Raw genomic sequence first — 22,948 nt, forward strand, 5'->3', positions numbered from 1 at the left:
GGAGGCCCTGAGCGTGACCGCCTGCCAGGCGCTCACTCGTCTATACGAAATGTCTGACACCGCCATCGGCAATGGACTACAACACTGAGCGACTCCGGCCTAAGCCTTATTAAACGGGCGCCTTGCACGCTTTTGGTGCTCGCTGAACCTATACAAAAATTCGCTAGACATGTAGCGCACATTACATAAATACTCTTTTAACGGATTGTGAAACGAATTCGACACCCCATCCAGCAGGAGCCCGGATGCCCCCTCTCAGAGACCTGATCACCGACCCTGGCCTGGACTTGACGCCGTCAGAGCGCAAAGTCGTCCGCGCCCTGCTCGATCAGTATCCGCGCAACGGTCTAGGGCCTATGGCGCGGCTCGCCGAACATGCCGGTGTGAGCGACCCGACCATCGTGCGTCTGGTGAAAAAGCTCGGTTTCGGCGGTTATGCTGAATTCCAGGAAGCCTTGCTCAGCGACATGGACCATCGCCTGCGCTCGCCACGCACGCTGTTGCAGCCGCGTTCGCAGCAGAACAAGGACGATGCATGGGCGCACTATCTGGCCGACAGTCAACGTTTGCTGGTCGACACTCAAGCCCTGACCCAACCCGAAGACGTGCGCATCCTCGTGGAGTGGCTGCTCGATAGCCGCCATCAGGTGTACTGCTTCGGTGGCCGTTTCAGCATTCTGATGGCCAATTACCTGCTCAACCACCTGCGTCTGCTGCGTCCCGGCTGCTTCGCCCTCGAAGACAACGCCCTGCTGCCTGATCGTTTATACGATCTGCAACGCCAGGACGTGGTGCTGGTGTTCGACTACCGGCGTTACCAGACCCAAGCCCTGCGCGTTGCGCAGGCGGCGAAGAACAATAACGCGCGGGTAGTGCTGTTCACCGATGTCTACGCCTCGCCGCTGCGCGAATTGGCCGACTTGATCATCAGCGCGCCGGTGGAGTCGGCCTCGCCGTTCGACACCATGGTGCCGGCGCTGGCGCAGGTCGAGGCGCTGATTGCCTGCCTGACCTTGCGCGTGCCGGACCCGGCCGATCGCCTGGAAGGCATCGATGCCCTGCGCAATGACTTTGCGACTCACCTGATGGAGGAAAAATAAGGATGTTCAGCCTTCCCCACCGCTCGCCACGGGACCTGCCGTTTGCGTTCGACCACACCGCTTTGTTGCTGGTAGACATGCAGCGCGCCTGGCTCGAGCCGCAATTCGACCCGCACCTGAGCGGGCCGGAGGCCGAATATTTTCTCCACCGCGCGCGCAGCCAGGTGGTGCCCAACCAGCAACGTCTGCTCGGCGCCTTTCGCCAGGCGCGGCAAAACGTACTGCACACCATCATCGAAAGCCTGACCGCCGACGGTCGCGACCGTTCGCTGGATCACAAGCTGTCGGACATGCACCTGCCCAAGGGCAGCGCGCAAGCGCAGGTCATCGCTGAACTGACCCCGGCCGAGAACGAAATCGTGCTGCCAAAGACCTCCTCGGGGGTGTTCAACTCGACCAACATCGACTACGTACTGCGTAACCTGCAGACCCGTCATCTGATCATCGCTGGCATCGTCACCGACCAATGTGTCGACATGGCCGTGCGCGACGCTGCCGACCGGGGCTATCTGGTGACGCTGGTCGAAGACGCCTGCGCCACTTACACAGCCGAACGCCACCACGCCTGCCTCAACGCGATCAAGGGTTACTGCTGGATCACCGACACTGAAACCGTGCTTGGCCGTTTACGGGAGATGCAGCCATGAGCGCACGCCTGACGCCGCTGCCGATGACTACGCTGGTCACCACCGACCTGATCGGCATTACCCGTGGCCGCTCGTTTCCTACCGATGAACTGGAGCACTACCAGGCAGCAGGTTGCGGCTGGGTTCCGGCCAACAGTGCGTTGACGCCGCAAGACATCATCGCCTCGAGCAGTCCTTGGGGCGCGTATGGCGACCTGCGGCTGATACCCGACCTGGACAGCCGCGTGACCGTCGGCAACGGCCCCGACGCCAATGCGCCGGTGCTGGATTTCATCCACGCCGATATTCGCGAGACCGACGGTCAAGCCTGGGGCGCCTGCCCACGTACGCTGTTGCGCGATGAAATCGAACGCTATCGCGATGAGCTGGGTTTGCAAGTCAACGCCGCCTTCGAACATGAGTTCAACCTGCACGCGGGCGTAGCCGAACATGCTGCGTTCTCTCTTGAAGCACAGCGTCAAGGCGCCGAGTTCGGCGGCTGGCTGCTCAGCGCCCTGCGCGCCGGCGGCGTCGAGCCGGAAATGTTCCTGCCGGAATACGGCAAGCACCAATACGAAATCACCTGCCGCCCGACCCTTGGCGTCGCGGCGGCCGATCGCGCGGTCAACGTGCGGGAAATCACCCGGGAAATCGCCCGGCAAATGGGCCTGGATCTGAGTTTTGCGCCGAAGACCGCCGCCGAAGCGGTTTGCAACGGTGTGCACCTGCACGTGAGCCTGCTCGATCTGGCCGGCCAGCCGATGCTGTACGAGGCTGGCACCAGCAACGGCCTGTCGAGCATCGGCCAGCACTGGGCTGCCGGCGTCCTGCATTATCTGCCGGCGCTGTGCGCGTTCACCGCGCCGACGCCGCTGTCGTACCAGCGATTGCAGCCGCACCACTGGAGCGCGTCGTACGCCTGCCTGGGGCAGCAGAACCGTGAAGCGGCGCTGCGCATCTGCCCGACTGTGACCTTGGGCGGCAAGTCTGCCGCGCAGCAGTTCAACCTGGAATTCCGCGCCATGGACGCCACCGCCTCGCCGCATCTGGCCATGGCCGCGTTGCTGATCGCCGGGCGGCTGGGCATCGAACAGCGTCTGGCGCTGAACGCGGTTACCGATGAAATTCCCGATTCACTCAACGACGAGCAACGCAAGGCCCGGGGCATCGTCGCCCTGCCCGCCTCGCTGGCCCAGGCGCTGGATTGCCTGCGTGACAGTGCAGCCTTCAACGAATGGCTGCCCAAGCCGTTGCTCGACACTTATTACGCCCTGAAAACCGAGGAACTGGCGCTGACGGAACAGCTCTCGCCCGCTGACCTGTGTGAGCACTATGCACGCCTGTACTGAATCCGCCGAGCTGGGGTTGTACACCCGACCGGTCTACAACCTGAGCCGCGAGGACTCGACGAATCCGTTGATCCTCGTGTGCGAGCACGCCAGTCGTTACATCCCCGAAGCCCTGAATAACCTGGGCCTGGACGAGGCGGCCGCGCGCGAACACATCGCTTGGGACATCGGCGCGCTGCAACTGGCTGAACAGTTGTCGCAACAGCTTGGCGCCACCCTGCTCAGCGCCAATTATTCACGGCTGTTGATCGACCTCAACCGACCGCGCCATGCGCCGGACAGCATCCCGCTGCAAAGCGAGGTCTACCAGATACCCGGCAATCGCGATCTGGACGAAGCGGCCCGAGAGTACCGGCGCCAAACGCTGTTCAAACCGTTTCATGCGCGCTTGCAGACGTTGATCGACGAGCGCATTGCCCAAGGCCGGCCGGTGCGTGTGGTCGGTATTCACAGTTTTACCCCGGTGTATTACGGCCAGCGGCGACCACTGGAAGTCGGCGTATTGTTCGGCCAGGCCAAAGACTATGCCGAGCGTCTGCTCGACGGGCTGCAAGCGCACCCGCTGAAGGTGGCGGGCAACCAGCCGTACAGAATTGATCCCTTGGGCGATATGACCGTGCCGGTGCACGGCGACGCCCGCGGCCTTGAAGCAGTGCTGATCGAGGTGCGCAATGACTTGCTGCGCAGCCCCGAAGCCGTATCGCGCTGGGCCGGCTACCTCGCGCCTTTGCTGTAGGAATCGCGGTAAATGATGGACCGATAGAACAACTAATACGACCGATGGCTGACAAGGAGTTGCGCTTCATGGAAATTGAAGAATTCGGCTACAAGCAAGAGTTGAAACGTAGCCTGACGCTGACCGATCTGGTGGTGTACGGGATGATTTTCATGATCCCCATCGCCCCGTTCGGTGTGTATGGCTACGTCAACGCCGAAGCACCGGGGATGGTGCCGCTGGCGTACATCATCGGCATGGTCGCGATGCTGTTCACCGCGCTGAGTTACGGCAGCATGGCCAAGGCCTTTCCGATAGCAGGCTCGGTGTATTCCTACGCGCAACGCGGCCTTAACCAACACGTCGGTTTCATCGCTGGCTGGCTGATGCTGCTCGATTACCTTTTGATTCCACCGCTGCTGTACCTGTATGCGGCGATGGCGCTCAACCACCTGTACCCGGACATCCCCAAGGTCGGCTTCATTCTGGCGTTCCTGGTCAGCGCGACATTCGTCAACCTGCGCGGCATCACCTTCACCGCGCGAATGAACATCCTGTTCCTGCTGGCACAACTGGTGGTGCTGGGCATCTTCCTGTTCTACGCCTGGAACGCCCTGCACAACGGTGGCGGTAACGGCGAGCTGACCATGGCGCCGCTGTATCACCCGGAAACCTTCAACTTCGCCCTGCTGATGCAAGCGGTGTCGATCGCCGTGCTGTCGTTCCTCGGCTTCGATGCGATCTCGACCCTCGCCGAAGAAATCAAGGAAGACCCCGGCCGCAGCGTCGGTAAGGCAGCGCTGATCACGCTGGCGGTGATGGGCACGATTTTCGTGGTACAGACGTGGATTGCCACCGATCTGGCGGCGGGCATGGGCTTCAAGTCCGCCGACACCGCCTTCTATGAAATCGCTGAAATCGCCGCCGGCAGCTGGCTGGCAACGCTGACTGCGGTGGCGACAGCACTGGCGTGGGGCGTCGCGGTGGCGATCACCTCGCAGGCTGCGGTGTCGCGTCTGCTGTTCGGCATGGCCCGCGACGGCAAACTGCCGAAGGTGCTGGCCAGGGTTCACCCGAAACACAACACGCCGTACCTGAGCATTTATCTGGTGGCGGTGCTGTCGCTGCTGATCTGCTACTTGTTCCTCAATGCGGTGGACATTCTCACCTCGCTGATCAACTTCGGCGCACTCAGCGGTTTCATGCTGCTGCACCTGACGGTGATCAACCACTACTGGCGTCGGCAGAAATCCGGGCAAGTTGTACGCCATCTGCTCTGCCCGGTGATCGGCTTCATCATCGTCGCCGCCATCATGTACAACATGGGCGTCGATGCGCAGAAACTCGGTCTGATCTGGATTGCCCTGGGCCTGATGTACCTGTTCTTCCTCAACAAGCTCGGCGCCAGCACTGCGCTGCCCGATCCGAGCAAAGGCTGACAAGAAAAAGAGCGGCGTCTGACAACAAATCAGGCGACCGCCGATTCAACGCGTGGAAACCGACAGTGATAGTCAGGTTCGGCGAACGGGCCGAACCTTTTGATACAGGAGTACATCCATGCTGGTCTTACGCCCAGTCGAGCAGAATGATCTGCCCCAGCTACAGCGCCTGGCTCGCGAGAGCCTGATCGGCGTGACTTCGCTGCCGGATGACAGCGAACACCTGCGCGAGAAAATCGCCGCGTCGTGCGTGTCTTTCGACAGCGCCGCGGCAGCGCAGGGGCCGGAGAACTATTTCTTCGTGCTCGAAGATCTCGAACGCCAGCAACTGGTCGGCTGCTCGGAAATCCTTGCCACCGCCGGTTTCAAGGAGCCGTTCTACAGCCTGCGCAACCGCCATTTCACCAGCGCTTCGAGGGAATTGAACATCGAGCACGGCGTGCCGGCGTTGTCGCTGTGCCATGACCTTAGCGGGCATACCTTGCTGCGCGGTTTCCACATCGACGCCACGCTGGTGCGCACGCCGTTTTCCGAACTGCTGTCGCGGGCGCGCCTGCTGTTCATTGCCGCGCATGCGCAGCGGTTCTCCGAGGCGGTGATCACCGAGATCGTCGGCTACAGCGACGAACAGGGGCATTCGCCATTCTGGGATGCGCTGGGCAAGCATTTCTTCGATCTGCCCTACGCGGAAGCCGAGCGTTTGTGCGGGTTACAGAGCCGCACGTTCCTTGCCGAACTGATGCCGCAATACCCGATCTATGTGCCGATGCTGCCGCAAGCGGCGCAGGACTGTATTGGCCGCGTGCATCCGGACGGCCAGGAAGCATTCGATATCCTTGAACGCGAGGGCTTCGAAACCAACAGCTACATCGACCTGTTCGACGCCGGCCCGACCCTCTATGCGCGCACCGCGAACATTCGCTCGATCGCTGACAGCCAGACCGCCGTCGTCCGCCAACAAGCATCGACTGACGCCTGTGGCCGTTACCTGCTGAGCAACGACGCCCTGCATGGCTACCGAGCGATCGTCACCGAACTCGACTATCAGCCCGACCAACCGCTGCCACTGACGCCTGCCATCTGCTCGGCACTGAACGTCAGCGACGGCAGTTCGATACGGTTGGTCGCACTGTGAGCCGCGTTTGCCGTCCGTGCCTGCAAGGAGTTGGAGCATGATTGTCCGTCCGGTAAAAGTCAGCGACCTGCCTGCCTTGATGACCCTCGTCGAACAAGCCGGACCGGGTTTTACTACCCTCCCGGTCAACGAGGACCGCCTCGCGCACCGAGTGCGCTGGGCGCAACGGGCCTTCGCCGAACAGGTGGAACGGGCCGATGCCGATTACCTGTTTGTGCTTGAGGACGATGAACAGCGCGTGGTCGGTGTCAGCGCGATGGCTGGCGCCGTTGGCTTGCGCGAACCCTGGTACAACTACCGGCTCGGCGTAACCGTCAGTTCGGCGCCGGATCTGGGCATTCAGCGGCAGATTCCGACGTTGTTCCTCAATAACGAACTGACCGGCCAATCCGAGCTGTGCTCGCTATTCCTGCGCCATGACCAGCGCAACGGCAGCAATGGCCGCCTGTTGTCGCTGGGGCGTCTGCTGTTCGTCGCCGAATTTCCGCACCTGTTTGGCGAGAAGATGATCGCCGAACTGCGCGGCAGTGCCGATGAAAACGGTTGCTCGCCGTTCTGGGACAGCCTCGGCCGGCACTTTTTCCAGATGGATTTCACCCACGCCGATCACTTGTCGGGCCTGGGCAACAAAGCCTTTATTGCCGAGCTGATGCCGCGCCAGCCGCTGTATACCTGCCTGTTGACCGAACAGGCGCAGGCCGCGATCGGCCAGACGCATCCGAACACTCAGCCAGCGCTGAAAATTCTTCAGGCCGAAGGCTTTGCGCACCAGGGCTACATCGATATTTTCGATGGTGGCCCGGTCATCGAAGCGCCGATCCGCAGCATCCGCACGGTGCGTGACAGTCTCGAACTGACACTTAGCCTCGGCACCCCGGACGAGCGGGCGCCGCTGTGGCTGATTCACAACCGCCGCCTGGAAAACTGCCGCATTACCGTGGCCCCCGGTCGACTGGTAGGCAACAGCCTGGTGGTCGATCGTCTCACCGCCAAACGCCTGCAACTTCAGCCGGGCAATTCGGTGCGTGCGGTGCTCCTGCCCCATCAACAGCAGCACGCCGTGGCGGCCTGATTTTTCCAGCGCAGGAGGTTAAACCTTTCAGCCGCCAGTCCCACTGAGCAAATTCGTCATGATTCTTGACCCATTCGCGTGATAGCCTTTTCATTCTTCGGCGTTGACACCTTTGCTCAAGCCTTTCCATTCCTTATGTATTGGTGGAACTCGTATGACCAGGCTTTCCCATCAAGATTTGCGCCGTAATTTCCGTCAGCTGCTGGCCTCCGACACCTGCTATCACACGGCTTCGGTGTTCGACCCGATGTCCGCCCGCATCGCCGCTGACCTGGGTTTTGAAGTGGGTATTCTCGGCGGTTCCGTGGCCTCGCTGCAGGTACTCGGCGCACCGGACTTCGCCCTGATCACCCTCAGCGAATTCGCCGAACAGGCCACGCGCATTGGCCGCGTCGCCCAATTGCCAGTGATCGCCGACGCCGATCACGGCTACGGCAACGCCCTTAATGTGATGCGCACCATCGTCGAACTGGAACGCGCCGGCGTTGCTGCACTGACCATCGAAGATACCCTGCTGCCCGCGCAATTCGGGCGCAAATCCACCGACCTGATCACCGTAGCCGAAGGCGTCGGCAAGATCCGCGCCGCGCTGGAAGCCCGGGTTGACACCGAGATGGCAATCATCGCCCGCACCAACGCCGGCATTCTGCCGATCCAGGAAATCATCAGCCGTACCCGCCAATATCAAGCGGCCGGCGCTGACGGTATCTGCATGGTCGGCGTGCAGGACTTCGACCAACTGGAACAAATCGCCGAGCACCTGACCGTGCCGCTGATGCTGGTCACGTACGGTAACCCGGCCCTGCGCGACGACAAACGTCTGGCAGAACTCGGGGTGCGCGTGACCATCGACGGCCACGGCGCCTACTTCGCTGCGATCAAAGCGACTTACGACAGCCTGCGCGAACAGCGGCAGATCTTCACCCAGGCCTCGGACTTGAGCGCGACCGAACTGACGCACACCTATACCCAACCCGAGGAATACATTCTCTGGGCCAAGGAGTATATGAGCGTCAAGGAGTAAACGTTGGCTGGGCCAGCGCCATCGCTGGCAAGCCAGCTCCCACAGGGTTTGCGTTGAACCATCGATTGATGTTTAACGCGCAACCTGTGGAGCCTGGCTTGCCAGAGATGAGGGTAGCCGTGACCGCGCTGAACCGGCGTAAGTAACTGAGCAACGTCTCGGCTAATCGATCAATACCGATAAACCGCTGCCGCCCCCGTCTCGGTCGGCATCGAGCGTTCCGGCGGTACAACCACCACCTCACCGCCCTGGCGGATCACCGCCAGAATCAGTTCGTCGAGTACGTCCTTCGAATGAATTTTGCGGCTATCGGCAGCCTCGCGGTTCAGCGCATTGGCCGCAATGGTCCCGGCAATTTCACGTTCAGCCTCAACCAGCAACAAAGCTACCCTGCCCTCTACCGCTGCCTGGGCAATCTCCGACAAATGTTGCCCCACCGCTCCCTGACCGAGCGCCACGCCATAGCGATCGAATGCTTTGTTCAGCCCATCGTCATGACGCTTGCGCAACACAACCGCGCAGGCTGCCGCCAGTTGCGCGGGCTGAAGCGTCGCCGGATCCCGCTCGATGCCGTCGGGTAACAGAAACGGGTTATGGCTCACCGTACGGAAGACCGCCTGGTTCTCCGGCAGCGCAACGAGCACCAGCGGCAGGCTGGACCGGCGCGAGCAATGCTCGGTGACAGCTTTATCGACCGCGCGGAAAAACCGCTCTCGATCGAGGTTGATTTCATCCTGCTTACCGCCACCACCCGACTCGTGCATCATCGGATCACCACGCTCCCCCCCACCGCTGAAGCCATCGGGGTGGCCCTGCTGATCACGTGGCGTGAGCTCGTTACCGAGCGCATCCGCCAGTCGGGTGGGCACCGCTTCGGGCAGCTCGACCTCCTGCATCTGCTGCCCCGTCCCTTGATACATCTGCACGCTGTCACGGGACAGGCACAGCACTTGGCAACGATCAATCACCGGCGCCAGGCGCAGCAACGGCTTGAGATACGGATGGCTGTTGACGATGACCACTTCGCGAACCGCCTGATGCAGGCCGACCACGATGAAATGCTCCTCGCCGCCGAAAACTGCGATGGACTCGGGGCAGGTGTTCCAGAAGGACTGATCGTCCAGCAGCTCATGAAATGGCGCGAGCACGATGTCCCTGGGCGACTCGGGAGAATGTTGTTCGAGCAAACTTTCGAGTTGCCTGACCAGATTCTTGAAACGGATCGGGTCTTGCGAGCGTTCCGGAAAGGTTCGATGCGCCGGCATGTACAGGCTGAGGTTGAGACGGTCATTCAGGGCCAACAGTGTGCTCAGCGTTTCGTGGGTAAAGGTTTGAATCCGGGCCATGACGACACTCCCTACTCTTTTTCCAGGTCAGCTTGTCTGGCGAGAAACTCGTCTTCGAGCATGGCGTCGATTTCCGCTGGCGAATCCTCCCGGACCGGCGGTGCCGTCAGGCGTCCGGTCGATTCGACGCGCGGCGACAGGCGCCCCACCAGGTGCTCCAGCGCATGGGCAATCTTTTTTGCCGCTCCGGCGACGGCCAGCTCCAGACTTTCGGCATGATGGCTGGCCGACAGCGAGGTGTGCCCTTTGGGATGCGCCTCGATCTGGCAGCGCTTGTCTTGCGCACCGGATTTCTGTGCGTTGACGTCGCCGACGTGGATCTCCAATCGGGTCAGAAAAGACGAATAGCGGTCCAGTTCATCGACCACCGTACTGCCCACCCAGTCCTGCAGTTCGGCGCTGCCTTCGATATGGTTGCTGTCTACTTGTACTTGCATGGTGAAATACTCCGCGTGCTCTGGGCTTGAGGGGCAATCAGCAGCTTCCCGGCGGGATGCCGTCCTTGTTGAAGTCCTTCAGGCGCTCGCGCTCCTCTTCGGTGGAATGCGCAGGCATGGTGTCGTTCGGCTGATTGTTCGGCGGGTTGTTCGGTTGATCTTTTTTTTCATCAGTCATGATGACGCTCCCGTTGGTTGATACACATGCGGCACCTTGCGGTCGCTGAGGCTGTTCGTCTTCGTGGCCTTTCGGTAGTCGAAGCGACGAGATTTTCAGACAATCGCGCTGCTCACGCGCGAGGCTCTCGAGGGTAAATTCACGCGCGTCATCCGCCGCGTTTATCAGCAACTGCCAATCGTCACGAGTGATCCATTCGTGCAGCAGCAATTCGTCGGCACGCTGGATCAGGGTGCGGTGATAATCCCCGGGGAAATCCAGGCGATAGGCGTCGTCCTCCAGCAACAGACGCCACGCTTTCAGTTCCATTTCAAGGTCGGTTTCACTCACGGCGGTGTCCTTCTCGGATCGGTGGTTGCACGTTGAACGCATCGTCGTCGAGCTTGCTGATCGGTTTGCCAGCGAGCTCTCGCCAAGTGAAAATCTGTTTGTCCAGCGGGGTGCCTTTGTTGTCCAGCAGCGTGTCAATTCTTGTCATCTGTCGCTCTCCTCATCAGTCAACACGCAGCGCCTGTCGAGGGTCACCGTGCAAAGTCGACTGCGCCTATCGTGCGCTCATTCCTCTGCGTCGACGGACGGCGTGATACAGCGAAACGGCCGTATTGAAAGGGCTGCGGTCTCATGGAGATGACAAGCAAGCAATCAGGAAGCTTCGGTTTTTTTGCACTGAAAACCGATGAGCGGTGTGTAGCTTTAATGGGATTGAAGCGCAGCGAGGTTGGCAGAACCGGCACAATCTCAGCGCTTGTGCCGGTATTCCAGTGCGCCCGGAACCGTCTCAAGCACAGGCGCAGCTCACTGAGGAGCCGCGCTCTGTTTTTTACCGACTGGTGTTCTGATCGTGCCCAAAATCAAGACACCCGTAGCTTCAACGCGGCTTGGCCAGTTCCATGATCATCCGCGACAACAGATAGATCCGCGGCGCCACGCTCGCCACTTCGGCATATTCTTCCGGCGTATGAATATTGCCGCCGACAATCCCGAAGCCATCCAGAGTCGGCGTGCCAACCCCTGCGGACAGACTGGCATCCGCCGCGCCACCACTGCCCTCCTCGGTCAGCTTGCGGCCAATCTCGCCGTAAATTCCCTGGGCCATGGCCATCAGGCGATCCGACTCGGCCGTTTGTGGCATCGGCGGTAAACCGCGCTGCAAGGACGTTTTCACTTCGGTCTCGGCAATCAACTTGTCCTGCGACACCCGCGCCAGATCCTTCTCGATGCGATCAAACTCCTCCGGCACCGCCGCGCGCACATCCGCCTTGGCCGTGGCCTGATCAGGAATTACGTTGGTGCGATCGCCGGCCTTGAGCACGGTGAAGTTGATGGTGGTCTTCTTCGCTTCATCGCCGAGCTTGCCCAGTTGCAGAATCTGATGCGCCGCTTCCATTGCCGCGTTCCGTCCCAGCTCTGGCGCGACACCAGCGTGGGCGGCTTTGCCTTTGACTTCGACCAGCGCCGTCGCACTGCCCTTGCGCCACACCACCAGGCCATCGGCCGGGCGGCCCGGTTCGAGGTTGAGGGTCACATCGTGCTGTTTGGCGGTTTTCTTGATCAGGTCGGTAGCGACGTCCGAGCCGGTTTCTTCGCTGGCGTCGAGCAGGAAGGTGATCTGCGCATAGTCTTTGAAATCGAGGTTCTTCAGCACTTTCAGCGCATAGATGCCGGCGACGATGCCGCCCTTGTCGTCCATCACCCCCGGCCCGTAGGCGCGGCCGTCCTTGATGTGGAATGGCCGCTCGGCAGCCGAGCCTTCCTTGAACACCGTGTCCATGTGCGCCATCAGCAGGATTTTTGCCTTGCCGGTGCCTTTGAGCGTGGCCAGCACGTGGTTGGATTTTTCCGGCGTGTTGGGTACCAGTTCGATGGTTGCGCCGAGTTTTTTCAGCTCATCGATGGCAATGTCGCTGACCTGTTTCAGGCCCGGTTCATAACCGGAACCGGAGTCGATATTGACCAGTCGCTCCAGTAACTTCAGGGCTTCGGGCTGGTACTGCTCGGCATCGGCGAGCACTTGTTTATGCGGTTCGGCGAAAGCGTTTACGGCCGAGAACGCGAGGGACAGACCGAGGCTGGCGGCCAACAGGGAGCGGGGAAATGAGAACGTCATGAAGCAGTCCTTGTTTCGTGTCGGAGGGATTCAACCGTAACCGACATTGGCGCAAGGCTCTATAGCGGATGCGACACTGATCTAACCGACAACACATACCCCGGTGGGAGCGAGCCTGCTCGCGAAGGCGTCGTGGCAAACGATATTGATACCGACTGACCCAGCGCTTTTGCGAGCAGGCTCGCTCCCACAGGCATCAGCAACCCTCGTCAGACCGAATCCAGCACCACCTGCCTCGGCTTGTTGTCGCTGTTGCAGATCACCCGATTGCGCCCACTGGCCTTGGCTTCGTACAACGCCTGATCGGCCTCATCCAGCCAACGCGTGGCGTCGGCATGGCCAGGGTCATACGCGGCCAGGCCAATGCTCAGACTTACCTTCAGCGCCGGGTTCTGCTCATAGCCCAGAAGCGCGAAACGCTCGCGCAAGGCTTCCATGGCTTGGGCGGCATTGAACAGCGGCAGCTCCGGCAGGATCACGCAGAACTCATCCCCGCCGTATCGTCCGGCCACGTCCGTGGCGCGCAGATTCTGTTTGAGCAGTTTGCTCAACTGGCGCAGGACAATATCGCCGGCGACGTGGCCGTAGGTGTCGTTGATCGCCTTGAAGTGATCGATGTCGATCAAGGCAATCGCCGCGCCCTGCTGCTGGCGGTTGCAGCGCTGGAACGCGAGGTTCAGTTGATCCTTCCACGCGCCGTGATTGAGCAGACCGGTGAGGCTGTCGGTACGACTCAACGCCAATAATTCACGCTTGTGCCGACCGAGGGTCGAGGCCTGACGAAAGCAGATCCAGCCCAGCGCCAGCGGATACAGCAACAGCAATGGCAAACAGGCGTAAAGCTGCAGCGCCGTTGTTGGCGGGATGAACGCCGGCGCAAACACCACCAGCCCGACGCCGATGCCCAATAGCTGCGCCACCGTGCCCGCCAGCAAAAACCGCCCACCGCCAATGGCGACGTTGTTCATCGCCATCATCGAAATCGTGGTCGCACTGGGCAGCGGATTGAACTGCATGGCGGCGACCCAGAAGCCGCCCATGAACGCGTCGATCAGCAAATTGCGGTGTTCGGCGCGAAACGGCACGCTCGAACGGCGCGCCCATTGAAAGGCCAGATGTGGCCAGACCAGGCCGTTGAACAGCATCAGACCCCACACCCACAGCGGCGGATCGAGCGCATGCATCGCCACACTGACACACATCAGCCCGAGCAGCAGCCCGAACACCCGCGACGTATACAGCCTCCTGGCCAGTGAAAGTCCCTTTCCTCGCGTATTTCCCATAAGGGCCTCGACCGCGCGATGCATGGTTACACCCAGACACGGTGTGTTCGGAGTCTATCAGGGCACCGTTAAATAGCCATCACCGGCCAGCGGCCTGAATAGAGCGCCATCAGCGCCGCACACGCGGCCCAGACTTGGCTATAAATGAAAGAGGGGAAATGGAAAAACAACTATAAAAAGGGGGCACATGCATACCTACGCTGTGTTGATCATCGGCAGCGGTTTCGGCGGCCAGTGCGCGGCCGTCAACCTGCTCAAGGCCGGGATCGACGACTTTCGCATTCTAGAGCGACGCGACTTCTTCGGCGGTACCTGGTGCCAGAACACCTACCCCGGCGCAGCGGTAGACGTGCCGTCGCCGCTGTATTCGCTGTCATTCGCACCCTACCGCTGGTCGCAGATGTTCGCCGAACAGGCGGAACTGCAGCGCTACACCGAACAGGTGATCGAGCAATTCGGTTTGCGCGAGCGCGTGGAACTGGGAGCCGATGTCGAGCGCGTCGAATGGGACGAAGCGGAAAAGCATTGGTTGGTGCACACCCGCGCCAGAGGTACTTTCCGAACCCAATTCCTCATCAACGCGTCCGGGCCGTTGAGTCAGCCGGTCATCCCACACTTTCCAGGGATGGATCGCTTTCAAGGCAAGACTTTTCACACAAATAATTGGGATCACAGCTACGACTATCGCGGTAAACGCGTGGCGATCGTCGGCAGCGGTGCCAGCGCCGCGCAGGTGATCCCGGCGATTGCGCCACAAGTCGAACACCTGCATGTGTTCCAGCGCACGCCACATTGGGTGCTGCCCCGAGCCGATCGCAAATTCGGCCGTTTCCAGCGCTGGCTGCTCGGCTTGAAGCCGGCTTACAAGCTCCTGCGCTGGCTGATCTACTGGCAATTCGAAACCCGGGTGATCGCTTTCAAATACTCGAAACCGGCGATTCACCTGGTTCAGCAACATGCGCTGCGTTTTCTCAAACGCCAGGTTCCAGACCCGCTGCTGCGACAGAAACTCACCCCGGATTTCACCATCGGCTGCAAACGGGTGCTGGTGTCCAGCACGTATTATCCGGCGCTGAGCCGCGCCAACGTCACACTGCACAGCCGCGAGCATGGCATCGCTTCGATCGATGAAAGCGGGATCAACACCGTGGACGGCGAGCATCTCGATGTTGATCTGATCGTCTGGTCAACCGGTTACGACGCCACCGATGGGGTGATTTCCTACCCGGTCAGCGGCAAAAACGCGGTGCAACTCAGAGATGTCTGGGCCGAATACCCGCGCGCCTACCTCGGCACCAGCCTGCCGGATTTCCCCAACCTGTTCATTGTCACCGGGCCGAACACCGGCATTGGCCACACCTCGGCGCTGTTCATCATCGAATCGCAGATGAACTACATCCTCGACTGCATCCGCACCGTGCAGGCCAAAGGCCTGCGCAGCATCGAAGTGCGCCCTGACGCGGAACGTACCTACACTGCAATGATCCACCGGGAAATGCAGCGCACGGTATGGAAGTCCGGTGGCTGCCACAGTTGGTACCAGAGCAAGAGCGGCCATGTAATCGCGATGTTTCCCGGCTTCAGTTTCAGCTATCACCTGCTGACCCGGGCGCTGAAACCGGCCGACCATATTTTGTCCTGAACACGTATAAGGAAGACGTCGATGCTTTTGCTGTTTGTCGCACTCGCGGTTTTCGTGGCCTGGAGCTGGCTGAGTTATCCGGCGGTCGGCCATTGGTTGTACAACCTGGCCATGGCCAGCGAGGCCAGGTTGTACAAATTGCACAAGATCGAAGTGCCGATCGCCGAGATGACCGTGTCGACCTGGCAAGGCGGGCCGTACGAGGCGTCCAGCGCGATCCTGATGCTGCACGGCTTCAGCGCCGACAAAAACCTCTGGCTGCGCTGCGCCCGGCACTTCGTGCGCCAGTATCGGGTGATCATTCCGGATCTGGCCGGCCACGGTGAGACTGGCTTCAAGGCTGGCGGCGGTTACGACATTGCGGTTCAGGCCAAACGCATGATTCAACTGCTCGATGTCTGCGGCGTGGAGAAAGTCCATGTCATCGGCAATTCCATGGGCGGCTATATCGCCGCGTGGCTGGCGGCGACCTATCCGGAGCGAATCGTTTCGCTGGCCTTGATCGACCCGGCCGGCGTCACCGCACCGGAGCCCAGCGACATGGAGCGCCATCTGGCGCGCGGGCACAATCCGTTCCTGATCAACTCCCGCGAAGAATTTCAGCGCTTCTACGCGATGACCATGGAGTCGCCGCCGTGGGTACCGAAGCTGGTGCTGGACGCCGTCGCCCAGCGCTATGAGCAACAACGTGACGAGCTCGAAGAAATCTTCCGCGACTTCCGCGCCAGCCCGCCGATGGAGCCGAAACTGGCCGAGATCAAATGTCCGGCGCTGTTGCTGTGGGGGCGCAAGGATCGCCTGATCGACGTCAGCAGCGTGCCGGTGTGGAGCAAAGGCATCGCCAATCTCGAAGTGGATGTGTGGGATCACGTCGGGCATATGCCGATGGTCGAACAGCCGGGAAATACCGCGCGGCTGTACGGGGAATTTCTGGAACGACAGCGATGAACCTGGATATTCGCAACGCCCCAGGTGGCGCAACTGATCGTTCCCATGCTCTGCGTGGGAACGATCAGCGGAGACAGAAGGTTGGCTTTCCCATGAACATCCTTTACGACGAACGCCTCGACGGCCCGTTGCCCGAGGTGAACAAGGGCGAATTGCTCAAGGCCCTGCAACAAGCCCTGCCGGACCTGGACATCCTCTGGCGCGAGGATGAACTCAAACCCTACGAATGCGACGGCCTCTCCGCCTACCGCACCACGCCGATGCTGGTCGCCCTGCCCCGGCGTCTGGAGCAAGTGCAAACCCTGCTGAAACTCTGCCATCAGAACAACGTGCCCGTGGTCGCGCGGGGTGCCGGCACAGGATTGTCCGGCGGCGCCCTGCCTTTGGAAAAAGGTCTGATGCTGGTCATGGCGCGGTTCAACAACATCCTGCACATCGACCCCGCTGCACGTATCGCGCGGGTTCAACCGGGGGTGCGCAATCTCGCCATATCTCAAGCGGCGGCCCCGTTCGGCTTGTATTACGCGCCCGATCCGTCGTCGCAAATCGCCTGTTCGATCGGCGGCAACGTCGCGGAAAACGCTGGTGGCGTGCATTGCCTCAAGTACGGCCTGACCGTGCACAACGTGCTGAAAATCGAAGTGCTGACCATCGAGGGTGAACGCCTGACGCTGGGCTCCGAGGCGCTCGATTCAGCCGGTTTTGACCTGCTCGCCTTGTTCACCGGCTCCGAAGGCCTGCTGGGGATCATCACCGAAGTCACGGTGAAATTATTACCCAAACCGCAAGTCGCCAAGGTCCTGCTCGGCAGTTTCGATTCAGTGGAAAAGGCCGGCCGTGCGGTTGCCGAAATCATCGCAGCAGGGATCATTCCGGGTGGTCTGGAAATGATGGACAACCTCGCCATCCGCGCCGCCGAAGACTTCATCCACGCCGGTTACCCAGTCGACGCCGAGGCGATTCTGCTGTGCGAACTCGACGGCGTCGAAGCCGACGTGCACGACGATTGCCAGCGCGTACGGGAAGTGATGACAGCGGCCGGCGCCAGCGAGGTGCGCCAGGCCCAGGACGAAGCCGAGCGCGTGCGTTTCTGGGCCGGGCGCAAAAACGCGTTTCCGGCGATTGGTCGGTTGTCGCCGGATTATTACTGCATGGACGGCACCATCCCGCGCCGCGAATTGCCCGCTGTGCTGCAAGGCATCTCGCGTCTTGGCGAAGAATACGGCTTGCGCGTGGCCAATGTGTTCCATGCCGGCGACGGCAACATGCATCCGCTGATCCTGTTCGATGCCAACCAGCCGGGGGAGCTGCATCGCGCCGAGGCACTGGGCGGCAAGATCCTCGAATTGTGCGTGAAAGTCGGCGGCAGCATCACCGGCGAGCACGGCGTCGGTCGCGAGAAAATCAATCAGATGTGCGCGCAGTTCAACAGCGACGAGTTACGGCTGTTTCATGCGGTGAAAGCCGCATTCGATCCGCAGGGCTTGCTCAATCCTGGCAAGAACATTCCGACCCTGCATCGCTGCGCCGAATTCGGCGCCATGCACATTCACGCCGGGCAACTGCCCTTCCCCGAGCTGGAGCGATTCTGATGGCTGATTTCGATGCCGCCGAGGCCCTGCTCGATCAGGTCAACGCCGCGCGGGCCAATGCCACGCCGCTGAAGATTCAGGGCGGCAACAGCAAGGCCTTTCTCGGCCGCGAGGTGGCCGGCGAAGTGCTCGACACCCGTGCTCATCGCGGCGTCGTCCAGTACGACCCGACCGAACTGGTGGTCACCGCACGTGCCGGCACGCCATTGTCCGAGTTGCTCGCGGCGCTGAATGACGCCGGGCAAATGTTGCCCTGCGAACCACCGTCCTTCGCCGACAGCGCCACGGTCGGCGGCATGATCGCCTCGGGACTGTCCGGACCACGCCGGCCGTGGTCAGGCTCGGTACGCGACTTCGTTCTCGGCACGCGGGTGATCACCGGCCTCGGTCAGCATTTGCGCTTCGGTGGCGAAGTGATGAAAAACGTCGCCGGTTATGACCTGTCGCGGCTGATGGCCGGCAGTTTCGGTTGCCTCGGAGTGCTCACCGAAGTGTCGTTGAAAGTCCTGCCGAAACCACGGCAGTGCCTGAGCATTCGCCTCGATATCGACTGCGCTCGGGCCTTGAGCAAACTTGCCGAATGGGGCCAGCAACCGCTGCCGATCAGCGCCGCGTGTCACGATGGCCAGAGTCTGTATCTGCGTCTGGAAGGTGGCGAAGGTTCGGTGACCGCTGCGCATCAACGCCTCGGTGGTGAGCCGCTAGATTCGGTTTTCTGGCGCGACCTCAACGAACAGCGCCTGAGTTTTTTCGACGAAGGTTTGCCGCTGTGGCGCCTGTCATTGCCGAACAACCTCGGCCCGCTCGAGCTGCCCGGCGAGCAACTGATCGATTGGGCCGGTGCGCAACGCTGGGTGAAATCCGAAAGCTCTGAAATTCACGCACTCGCCCATTCCTTGGGCGGCCATGCAACGTGCTTTACCCACGGCGTCACCGATTCGCCGTTTCAACCCTTGGCACCAACCCTGCTGCGCTACCACCGGCAACTCAAGGCACAACTCGACCCGCAAGGGCTGTTCAACCCCGGGCGAATGTACGCGGAGGTCTAGCCATGCAAACCACCCTCAGCGAGCAATCGCGCCAACTGCCCCGCGCTGACGAAGCGGAAAAGATCCTGCGCACCTGCGTGCATTGCGGCTTTTGCAACGCGACGTGCCCGACGTATCAATTGCTCGGCGATGAACTCGACGGGCCGCGCGGGCGCATTTATCTGATCAAGCAAGTGCTCGAAGGCACACCGGCCACCGAACAGACGCAACTGCATCTGGATCGTTGCCTGTCGTGCCGCAACTGCGAAACCACCTGCCCGTCCGGCGTCGATTATCACAACCTGCTCGACATCGGCCGCGCGGTGGTCGACAGCGCGGTGCCACGCCCCGCCGCACAGCGCTTGCTGCGCGAAGGCTTGCGCGCGTTGGCGCCGAATCCGGCTGTGTTCAAAGGCTTGCTGCGCATGGGCGCGACCTTTCGGCCACTGCTGCCGCGCCTGTTGGAAAGCAAACTGCCGCAGCGCTTGGGTGTTATGGGGTCGCGCCCTGCTCCTCGGCATACGCGCCGGGTGTTGTTGCTCGAAGGTTGCGTGCAACCGGGCCTGTCACCGAATACCAATGGCGCGACGGCGCGGGTGCTCGATCGTTTGGGCATCAGCGTCACCCCGGTGAGCGAGGCCGGTTGCTGCGGCGCCCTCGACTATCACCTCGACGCTCAGGCCAAAGGTCTCGACCGCGCTCGGCAGAACATCGACGCCTGGTGGCCTCATTTGCAGAACGGCGCCGAAGTCATCGTGCAGACGGCCAGCGGTTGTGGCGCGTTCATCAAGGATTACGGGCATATGCTCGCTGGCGATCCGGACTATGCCGGTAAGGCCCGGCAGATCAGCGAAATGACAAGGGACCTGGTGCAGGTCATCGCACAGGAACCGCTGGAACAAGTGTGCGCCGCCAGCGAACGACGCATCGCCGTGCATTGCCCGTGCACGTTGCAGCACGCGCTGAAACTCGGCGGCGCGGTGGAAGCAGTGCTGACCCGACTCGGCTTCAACCTCACGCCAGTGCCGGACGGCCATTTGTGCTGCGGCTCGGCGGGCACTTACTCGCTGACCCAACCGGTGCTGGCGCGGCAACTGCGTGACCAACGACTTAACGCCTTGGAAAGTGGCCGCCCTGAGTTGATCGTCACCTCCAATGTGGGCTGTCAGAGCCATCTGGCCAGCGCCGGGCGAACGCCGGTCAGGCACTGGATCGAGCTAGTGGATCAGTCATTGGCAGAATGAAGTCCGTAGGATTCTTCGTTTGCCCGCGTGGGCGAAGGCTGCGATCTTTTCCGGTATCCATTTCGTCACCGTGGCAGGAATTTTTTTCATGACCGTGCAGCCGTTCGTCAGCCCTGACCTGATCCGCCAACGCTTTTCCCGAGCGATGTCTGACATGTATCGCGAAGAGGTGCCGCTGTACGGCGCGCTGATGGAACTGGTGGAGAAAACCAACCGCGACGTGCTGGCACGCCAGCCTGAGATTGCCGGACAGCTCAAGCGCACCGGCGAAATCGAACGCCTGGACATGGAACGCCACGGCGCCATCCGCGTCGGCACCGCGAGCGAACTGGCCACCCTTGCCCGCTTGTTCGCGGTGATGGGCATGCAACCGGTGGGTTATTACGACCTGACTCCGGCCGGTGTGCCGGTGCATTCAACGGCGTTTCGTGCGGTGCATGAAGAGGCGCTGCAGGTCAGCCCGTTTCGCGTATTTACCTCGCTGCTGCGCCTGGAGCTGATTGAAGATGCTGAACTGCGTTCGTTTGCCGAGTCGGTACTGGCCCGTCGTTCGATTTTTACTGAAGAGGCGTTGCGCCTGATTGAACAGGCGGAAACGGCAGGCGGACTGAATGACGACGAAGCCGCAGAATTCGTCCGACAGGCACTGGAGACTTTTCGCTGGCGCCACAGCGCCACCGTCACTGCTGCGCAATACCAGAAACTCAGCGCTCAGCACCGCTTGATCGCCGATGTCGTTGCATTCAAAGGCCCGCACATCAATCATCTGACCCCGCGCACGCTGGACATCGACACCGTGCAGCAACAGATGCCCGCCCATGGCATTACACCCAAAGCGGTGATCGAAGGCCCACCGCGCCGCAACTGCCCGATCCTGCTGCGCCAGACCAGCTTCAAAGCGCTGGACGAGCCGATCGCCTTCACCGATCAGCCCGAAACCCGTGGCAGCCACAGCGCGCGGTTCGGCGAAATCGAACAACGCGGCGCAGCTCTGACACCCAAGGGGCGCGCGCTGTATGACCGTTTATTGAACGCCGCACGGGATGAACTGGGCGACTTTCCCAATGAAGCCAATGCCGCACGCTACAACGAGCTGATGACTCAGCACTTTGCCGAATTTCCTGACAGCATCAAGGGCATGCGCGAACAGGGGCTGGCGTACTTTCGTTATTTCGCTACGGAAAAGGGTTTGGCGGCGGACGGACCTGGCGAATTGTCACTGGAGGATTTGCTGCGCGAGGGCTACGTGAAAGCGGAGCCGCTGGTGTACGAAGATTTCCTGCCGGTGAGCGCGGCGGGAATTTTTCAGTCAAATCTCGGCGATTCTGCGCAGACTCACTACGCCGAACATTCCAATCGCCAGGCTTTCGAACAGGCACTGGGGCGTTCGACTATTGATGAGCTGGGCTTGTATGCCGAGACGCAACGGCGGTCGATCGAGGAATGTGCCGAAACTTTGGGTATCAAGCTGACCTGACGTTTTCCCTTGTAGGAGTGAGCCTGCTCGCGATAGCGCTGTAACAGTCACCCCTGCGTTGCCTGACCCGCCGCCTTCGCGAGCAAGCCCGCTCCCACATATTCCGGGGTGGGTTCAATATTGCGGGCAAACCACAGATCCCTTGCAGGAGTGAGCTTGCTCGCGAAAGCGGTGCGTCAGTCGCTGATGTTTTGCCTGAACAGACGCCTTCGCGAGCAGGCTCGCTCCCACAGGTGTTGTGGTGGGCTCAAGATTGCGGCTAGCCAAATCCCCTGTGGGAGCGAGCCTGCTCGCGAAGCAGTCACCTCGGTCCCGGCAAATCCCCAACTGCGCAAGAAGTTGCGCAGTAGGTCGTAATATTTCAGGGGTTAAATCCTCTGCAGCCCCCACCGTTCAAGCCCTGCAGCCAAGTGCGCAAGAAGTTGCGCAGTACTGCGCAACTTCTTGCGCACTTTCTCCCGGTTATCGCGGTGAAAATCGCCGCGAATGATGACCAACTACCGCGCCGCCCCCGCCATCCGGGCATCGCACAAAACCTGGCACGCTCCTTGATAACAGTCAGCCACCCACCGGGCGATTTCGCCTCCGGGCACCCTAACTTTATCCGCAAGGAGAGCACCCCATGGCAACACCAGCGTACATGTCGGTTACCGGCGAAAAACAAGGCCTGATCACTGCCGGCGCTTTCACCGCCGACTCCGTTGGCAACACCTACCAGGAAGGCCACGAAGACCAGGTCATGGTTCAGGCTTTCACCCACGACGTGATCATCCCGCGTGACCCGCAATCCGGTCAGCCAACCGGTCAGCGCGTTCACAAGCCAGTTGTGATCACCAAGGTCTACGACAAGGCTTCGCCACTGCTGCAAGCAGCACTGACTTCCGGCGAGCGCATGAGCGAAATCGTTATCCAGTGGTACCGCACTTCGGCTCAAGGCACCCAAGAGCACTACTACACCACCAAACTGGAAGACGCGATCATCGTCGCCATCAACAACAAAATGCACAACTGCCAGGATCCAGGCAACGCGCACTTCACCCACCTGGAAGAAGTGCAGTTCACCTACCGCAAAATCACCTGGACCCACGAAGTATCCGGTACTTCGGGTTCCGATGACTGGCGTGCTCCAGTCGTTTAATTACGGCTGACCGTTACACGCATCGGCCAGCTCTGCTGGTCGATGTTGTTTACGCCCCTCCAGAATTT

General features: G+C 61.0%; 21 protein-coding genes. 15 read left to right on the forward strand and 6 right to left on the reverse strand.

The genetic code is table 11. From position 1 onward, the window contains the following. Window positions 1–245 precede the first annotated feature (245 nt). The 8 genes from ACMYUN_RS04045 to ACMYUN_RS04080 all read left to right on the forward strand — a co-directional run bounded on the left by ACMYUN_RS04045 (window position 246) and on the right by ACMYUN_RS04080 (window position 8,460). On the forward strand, window positions 246–1,100 hold the full coding sequence (locus ACMYUN_RS04045) for a MurR/RpiR family transcriptional regulator (RefSeq protein WP_130000178.1): 855 nt from the start codon (window positions 246–248) through the stop codon (window positions 1,098–1,100). Between the two features lie 2 nt (window positions 1,101–1,102). Then, entirely contained in the window at window positions 1,103–1,747 is a 645-nt protein-coding gene (locus ACMYUN_RS04050; protein ID WP_415762976.1) for an isochorismatase family cysteine hydrolase, read from the forward strand. Next, window positions 1,744–3,075 (forward strand): glutamine synthetase, encoded by a 1,332-nt coding sequence (locus ACMYUN_RS04055; RefSeq protein ID WP_415762978.1) that lies wholly within the window; start codon window positions 1,744–1,746, stop codon window positions 3,073–3,075. The genes ACMYUN_RS04050 and ACMYUN_RS04055 overlap by 4 nt, the downstream gene beginning before the upstream one ends. After that, the gene (locus ACMYUN_RS04060; RefSeq protein ID WP_415762980.1) at window positions 3,059–3,811 is read left to right on the forward strand and encodes an N-formylglutamate amidohydrolase; all 753 of its coding nucleotides are present in this window, start codon (window positions 3,059–3,061) and stop codon (window positions 3,809–3,811) included. The genes ACMYUN_RS04055 and ACMYUN_RS04060 overlap by 17 nt, the downstream gene beginning before the upstream one ends. A 68-nt stretch (window positions 3,812–3,879) precedes the next feature. After that, window positions 3,880–5,229 carry an APC family permease gene (locus tag ACMYUN_RS04065; RefSeq protein ID WP_415762982.1) on the forward strand — a complete coding sequence of 450 codons (1,350 nt, stop codon included), beginning with the start codon at window positions 3,880–3,882 and terminating at the stop codon, window positions 5,227–5,229. Window positions 5,230–5,347: 118 nt separating this feature from the next. Next, window positions 5,348–6,364, forward strand: a complete 1,017-nt coding sequence (locus tag ACMYUN_RS04070; RefSeq protein ID WP_415762984.1) for an arginine N-succinyltransferase — start codon at window positions 5,348–5,350, stop codon at window positions 6,362–6,364. A gap of 37 nt (window positions 6,365–6,401) precedes the next feature. Then, the gene (gene astA / locus ACMYUN_RS04075) at window positions 6,402–7,436 is read left to right on the forward strand and encodes an arginine N-succinyltransferase (RefSeq protein ID WP_415762986.1); all 1,035 of its coding nucleotides are present in this window, start codon (window positions 6,402–6,404) and stop codon (window positions 7,434–7,436) included. A 154-nt stretch (window positions 7,437–7,590) separates the two neighbouring features. Continuing rightward, on the forward strand, window positions 7,591–8,460 hold the full coding sequence (locus ACMYUN_RS04080; protein ID WP_039762306.1) for an isocitrate lyase/PEP mutase family protein: 870 nt from the start codon (window positions 7,591–7,593) through the stop codon (window positions 8,458–8,460). Window positions 8,461–8,630: 170 nt separating this feature from the next. Here ACMYUN_RS04080 and ACMYUN_RS04085 read toward each other — a convergent pair whose 3' ends face one another. The 6 genes from ACMYUN_RS04085 to ACMYUN_RS04110 form a co-directional block, all read right to left on the reverse strand. Continuing rightward, window positions 8,631–9,806 (reverse strand): hypothetical protein, encoded by a 1,176-nt coding sequence (locus tag ACMYUN_RS04085; RefSeq protein ID WP_415762987.1) that lies wholly within the window; start codon window positions 9,804–9,806, stop codon window positions 8,631–8,633. 11 nt (window positions 9,807–9,817) lie between these two features. Then, window positions 9,818–10,243 carry an HPF/RaiA family ribosome-associated protein gene (locus ACMYUN_RS04090; protein WP_415762988.1) on the reverse strand — a complete coding sequence of 142 codons (426 nt, stop codon included), beginning with the start codon at window positions 10,241–10,243 and terminating at the stop codon, window positions 9,818–9,820. A 37-nt stretch (window positions 10,244–10,280) separates the two neighbouring features. Beyond that, window positions 10,281–10,751 (reverse strand): hypothetical protein, encoded by a 471-nt coding sequence (locus tag ACMYUN_RS04095; RefSeq protein ID WP_415764024.1) that lies wholly within the window; start codon window positions 10,749–10,751, stop codon window positions 10,281–10,283. Beyond that, the gene (locus ACMYUN_RS04100; RefSeq protein ID WP_262138678.1) at window positions 10,744–10,899 is read right to left on the reverse strand and encodes a hypothetical protein; all 156 of its coding nucleotides are present in this window, start codon (window positions 10,897–10,899) and stop codon (window positions 10,744–10,746) included. Before ACMYUN_RS04100 ends, ACMYUN_RS04095 begins: the two co-directional genes overlap by 8 nt. Window positions 10,900–11,289: 390 nt before the next feature. After that, the gene (locus tag ACMYUN_RS04105; protein WP_415762989.1) at window positions 11,290–12,528 is read right to left on the reverse strand and encodes a M20/M25/M40 family metallo-hydrolase; all 1,239 of its coding nucleotides are present in this window, start codon (window positions 12,526–12,528) and stop codon (window positions 11,290–11,292) included. Window positions 12,529–12,737: 209 nt separating this feature from the next. After that, window positions 12,738–13,811 (reverse strand): diguanylate cyclase, encoded by a 1,074-nt coding sequence (locus ACMYUN_RS04110; RefSeq protein ID WP_415762990.1) that lies wholly within the window; start codon window positions 13,809–13,811, stop codon window positions 12,738–12,740. A 187-nt stretch (window positions 13,812–13,998) separates the two neighbouring features. On the opposite strand from ACMYUN_RS04110, the gene ACMYUN_RS04115 reads away from it, so the two are divergent. The 7 genes from ACMYUN_RS04115 (at window position 13,999) to ACMYUN_RS04145 (ending at window position 22,880) form a co-directional block, all read left to right on the forward strand. Next, the gene (locus ACMYUN_RS04115) at window positions 13,999–15,453 is read left to right on the forward strand and encodes a flavin-containing monooxygenase (RefSeq protein WP_415762991.1); all 1,455 of its coding nucleotides are present in this window, start codon (window positions 13,999–14,001) and stop codon (window positions 15,451–15,453) included. A gap of 21 nt (window positions 15,454–15,474) precedes the next feature. Next, window positions 15,475–16,401 carry an alpha/beta fold hydrolase gene (locus ACMYUN_RS04120; protein ID WP_415762993.1) on the forward strand — a complete coding sequence of 309 codons (927 nt, stop codon included), beginning with the start codon at window positions 15,475–15,477 and terminating at the stop codon, window positions 16,399–16,401. 92 nt (window positions 16,402–16,493) lie between these two features. Next, the gene (gene glcD / locus ACMYUN_RS04125; protein ID WP_415762994.1) at window positions 16,494–17,993 is read left to right on the forward strand and encodes a glycolate oxidase subunit GlcD; all 1,500 of its coding nucleotides are present in this window, start codon (window positions 16,494–16,496) and stop codon (window positions 17,991–17,993) included. Next, window positions 17,993–19,042, forward strand: a complete 1,050-nt coding sequence (gene glcE, locus ACMYUN_RS04130; RefSeq protein ID WP_415762995.1) for a glycolate oxidase subunit GlcE — start codon at window positions 17,993–17,995, stop codon at window positions 19,040–19,042. Before glcD ends, glcE begins: the two co-directional genes overlap by 1 nt. 2 nt (window positions 19,043–19,044) lie before the next feature. Further along, the gene (gene glcF, locus ACMYUN_RS04135) at window positions 19,045–20,265 is read left to right on the forward strand and encodes a glycolate oxidase subunit GlcF (protein ID WP_415762997.1); all 1,221 of its coding nucleotides are present in this window, start codon (window positions 19,045–19,047) and stop codon (window positions 20,263–20,265) included. Window positions 20,266–20,353: 88 nt separating this feature from the next. Then, window positions 20,354–21,742 carry a VOC family protein gene (locus ACMYUN_RS04140; RefSeq protein WP_415762998.1) on the forward strand — a complete coding sequence of 463 codons (1,389 nt, stop codon included), beginning with the start codon at window positions 20,354–20,356 and terminating at the stop codon, window positions 21,740–21,742. A gap of 622 nt (window positions 21,743–22,364) precedes the next feature. Further along, the gene (locus ACMYUN_RS04145; protein ID WP_007949952.1) at window positions 22,365–22,880 is read left to right on the forward strand and encodes an Hcp family type VI secretion system effector; all 516 of its coding nucleotides are present in this window, start codon (window positions 22,365–22,367) and stop codon (window positions 22,878–22,880) included. Window positions 22,881–22,948: the final 68 nt, after the last annotated feature.

This window comes from Pseudomonas sp. CP4, from assembly GCF_047758505.1.
GTDB classification, from domain to species: Bacteria; Pseudomonadota; Gammaproteobacteria; order Pseudomonadales; family Pseudomonadaceae; genus Aquipseudomonas; species Aquipseudomonas fluorescens_AO.

What these genes read in the sequence shown, in the direction of transcription:
- ACMYUN_RS04045 (WP_130000178.1), top strand. Translation starts at nt 246, where the DNA reads ATGCCCCCTCTCAGAGACCTGATCACCGACCCTGGCCTGGACTTGACG.
- ACMYUN_RS04050 (WP_415762976.1), top strand. Translation starts at nt 1,103, where the DNA reads ATGTTCAGCCTTCCCCACCGCTCGCCACGGGACCTGCCGTTTGCGTTC.
- ACMYUN_RS04055 (WP_415762978.1), top strand. Translation starts at nt 1,744, where the DNA reads ATGAGCGCACGCCTGACGCCGCTGCCGATGACTACGCTGGTCACCACC.
- ACMYUN_RS04060 (WP_415762980.1), top strand. Translation starts at nt 3,059, where the DNA reads ATGCACGCCTGTACTGAATCCGCCGAGCTGGGGTTGTACACCCGACCG.
- ACMYUN_RS04065 (WP_415762982.1), top strand. Translation starts at nt 3,880, where the DNA reads ATGGAAATTGAAGAATTCGGCTACAAGCAAGAGTTGAAACGTAGCCTG.
- ACMYUN_RS04070 (WP_415762984.1), top strand. Translation starts at nt 5,348, where the DNA reads ATGCTGGTCTTACGCCCAGTCGAGCAGAATGATCTGCCCCAGCTACAG.
- astA (WP_415762986.1), top strand. Translation starts at nt 6,402, where the DNA reads ATGATTGTCCGTCCGGTAAAAGTCAGCGACCTGCCTGCCTTGATGACC.
- ACMYUN_RS04080 (WP_039762306.1), top strand. Translation starts at nt 7,591, where the DNA reads ATGACCAGGCTTTCCCATCAAGATTTGCGCCGTAATTTCCGTCAGCTG.
- ACMYUN_RS04085 (WP_415762987.1), bottom strand. Translation starts at nt 9,806, where the DNA reads ATGGCCCGGATTCAAACCTTTACCCACGAAACGCTGAGCACACTGTTG.
- ACMYUN_RS04090 (WP_415762988.1), bottom strand. Translation starts at nt 10,243, where the DNA reads ATGCAAGTACAAGTAGACAGCAACCATATCGAAGGCAGCGCCGAACTG.
- ACMYUN_RS04100 (WP_262138678.1), bottom strand. Translation starts at nt 10,899, where the DNA reads ATGACAAGAATTGACACGCTGCTGGACAACAAAGGCACCCCGCTGGAC.
- ACMYUN_RS04105 (WP_415762989.1), bottom strand. Translation starts at nt 12,528, where the DNA reads ATGACGTTCTCATTTCCCCGCTCCCTGTTGGCCGCCAGCCTCGGTCTG.
- ACMYUN_RS04110 (WP_415762990.1), bottom strand. Translation starts at nt 13,811, where the DNA reads ATGGGAAATACGCGAGGAAAGGGACTTTCACTGGCCAGGAGGCTGTAT.
- ACMYUN_RS04115 (WP_415762991.1), top strand. Translation starts at nt 13,999, where the DNA reads ATGCATACCTACGCTGTGTTGATCATCGGCAGCGGTTTCGGCGGCCAG.
- ACMYUN_RS04120 (WP_415762993.1), top strand. Translation starts at nt 15,475, where the DNA reads ATGCTTTTGCTGTTTGTCGCACTCGCGGTTTTCGTGGCCTGGAGCTGG.
- glcD (WP_415762994.1), top strand. Translation starts at nt 16,494, where the DNA reads ATGAACATCCTTTACGACGAACGCCTCGACGGCCCGTTGCCCGAGGTG.
- glcE (WP_415762995.1), top strand. Translation starts at nt 17,993, where the DNA reads ATGGCTGATTTCGATGCCGCCGAGGCCCTGCTCGATCAGGTCAACGCC.
- glcF (WP_415762997.1), top strand. Translation starts at nt 19,045, where the DNA reads ATGCAAACCACCCTCAGCGAGCAATCGCGCCAACTGCCCCGCGCTGAC.
- ACMYUN_RS04140 (WP_415762998.1), top strand. Translation starts at nt 20,354, where the DNA reads ATGACCGTGCAGCCGTTCGTCAGCCCTGACCTGATCCGCCAACGCTTT.
- ACMYUN_RS04145 (WP_007949952.1), top strand. Translation starts at nt 22,365, where the DNA reads ATGGCAACACCAGCGTACATGTCGGTTACCGGCGAAAAACAAGGCCTG.